Below are 243 nucleotides of genomic sequence, written 5' to 3'. Positions count from 1 at the left end.
ATGCCGATGCTGCGGGTGTTGTACCCCCAGTTCCCGGCGTGCCAGGCGATGTCGCGCTCCCGGACGCACTGGGCGACGTACCCGTCGGCGGAGCGCACCACATAGTGCGCGGTGACCTGCTTCGCCGGGTTCTGGAAGATGGCGATGGTGTTGCTGAAGGTCTCCTGGGTGACATGGATGATCACCCGGTCGATCGTGTACGCCGAAGGCCGGGTGGACGCCGGGCTCGACCGCCAACTACAC

Annotated in this window: 1 protein-coding gene; it reads right to left on the bottom strand. The window is 66.3% G+C overall.

From position 1 onward, the window contains the following. Nucleotides 1-194: N-acetylmuramoyl-L-alanine amidase (locus J0695_RS42945; RefSeq protein WP_307798918.1), on the bottom strand; the 194-nt coding region annotated here is incomplete at its 3' end. Between the last annotated feature and the right edge of the window lie 49 nt (nucleotides 195-243).

Origin of the sequence: Streptomyces beijiangensis, from assembly GCF_017315755.1 — a bacterium.
GTDB classification, from domain to species: Bacteria; Actinomycetota; Actinomycetes; order Streptomycetales; family Streptomycetaceae; genus Streptomyces; species Streptomyces beijiangensis.
Note: the sequence above shows the minus strand (reverse complement) of the source record. Positions and strands in the feature narration are given on the sequence as shown.